The sequence below is a fragment of the Shigella sp. FC1967 genome (genome assembly GCF_001743005.1).
GTDB lineage: Bacteria > Pseudomonadota > Gammaproteobacteria > Enterobacterales > Enterobacteriaceae > Proteus.
Genome location: NZ_MIIZ01000937.1, coordinates 1 through 1,748, shown reverse-complemented (window position 1 = coordinate 1,748; position 1,748 = coordinate 1). Strand labels below are relative to the sequence as shown.

The 1,748-nt window shown below is 53.7% G+C and carries 1 protein-coding gene; it reads right to left on the bottom strand.

Annotation, left to right across the window (positions count from 1 at the left end; all coding sequences use genetic code 11):
• On the bottom strand, positions 1-1,598 hold a 1,598-nt coding region (gene mobH / locus BHE89_RS16175), incomplete at its 3' end, for a MobH family relaxase (protein ID WP_216081018.1).
• Positions 1,599-1,748: the final 150 nt, after the last annotated feature.

Below are 1,748 nucleotides of genomic sequence, written 5' to 3'. Positions count from 1 at the left end.
TTTTTGGCAATGTCCTGAGGGGACAGATCCTCTTTTGCCTCTGGTTTATGGGGTTGTTTCTCCGTATCACTCTTCGGTTTTGCTTTGCCCGGTTTGCTCTGCGGCTTACCCTTCTTGCCAGCGTCAGGCTTAGATGATTCCGTTGGTCCCGCATCTTTTTGCTCTGGCTTCTCCTCGACAGCATCGGAGGTGCTTTTCAGCATCTCCATCGCATCACCAAAGCCAAGGCCAGCTAGAGCTTTCTCTGCTTCCTGCTCTGCGGCCAACATGTCATCGTTCAGAGCTGCTTCACCTTCCTCTTGGTCGTCACCGTCATCGGCTTCCTCAGGATCAACGAACTCAATCTCAGCGTCCTCAACATCACCAACAACTTCCGCAGCAACAGCCGCAGGAGGCTCAGTCGTAAACACCAGGTCGTTTGATTCGAGTCGGAGCATCAAGATCTTCACCGAACCCGCCGCCTCCTGGAGCATCTCAGGCAAAACTTCCCAGTAGCGGTAGTACGCACGTTCACCCTTCTCCTGCACCGTGTTTGGTACAGCAAAACCACGTTCGATGAGAATGTCGGCCAGTGTGTCAGGGTCTCGTGGGATACCGGGGATCTTGTCGTGGCTGATCAAGTCATAAAGGTCCCCAAGCTGTTTCCAGGCAATGAATACACCTTGGTTGAGGTGCCAGACTTTCGCGCCTGGCTCATTGACCTTCCATTTTCCGGTTTTAACTAGGCGGCGGATGGCATCGAACACGTAACGCTCGACGGGCACACCATAGGAGAACTCGTCCACATCGAGACGACTCTGGCGAAGGTCCCGTGAGACGCTCTCTTGGTCAGCGCGAAGCATCAGCTTGGTCACAGGCTGATTGACGCTGGTTCCTGAGATAGCTTCCAGCATCGCTTCCATGATGGACGGGCCAGACTTGGACAGAAACTCCCGAGTCTCAGCCGGAATAATTCGATCCACCGCCAGCAGCGAGAATTGCTCATGTCTTTTGTGTCGCTTGTCGCGCCACCGGATAAAGTAACGGTCGATTTCGTGACGGTGTGCCCAGTCATGAAGTGACTCCGAATACGGGTTCCATGTGATTGACCCGTCTTTGTCCGTAATGGACACATCCGAGAGCGGTTTACCCACATCATGCAGCAGCCCAGAGAAACAGCTCGCCAGTCTCCAACGCGGCTCATTGTCACGGCGTTCCCGAGGCGTCCCCTCGATGGAAAAGATAACTGACTCAGATGCCTGAGCTGCCCAGAAGGCCACTTCAAGCCCATGTCGGAACAGACCACCAGCGCCACGGTGGTGGTGTGATTCGGAAGCTGGCAACAGGTGAACAAACGCGGCATACCGCTGGATCACCGGCAAAACAAGCCGGTTGAAGTCGTCCACAGTGAAACCGAGAGAGTTCCGCACTTTCTCAATCAGTTCAGCTTGGGTTGCCAGTATCTTGTCTAGTGGGGCCACTGGCAGGCCCTTGGCAAAAGGTGGGTATCGAGGGATTTCTTCATCTTCCACGTCTTTAAGCGGCAACACTCTGGCGCTCGGCGCGGTCTCGATCACTCCACTTCGCCCACCAAATAACTTGTTAAGGGCTTTCAGCATGTAGGTTGACCATATTCCTATCGTATTTCTCGTCGCTACATGCTCTCAAAACACCTTTAGATCGCACACACGCCTATCTGTCCAATTTGGGCAGTTTGAGAAACCAGCTTTCCATCCCCCCCCTTTTAGAATGGGCTCATCGACAATTTT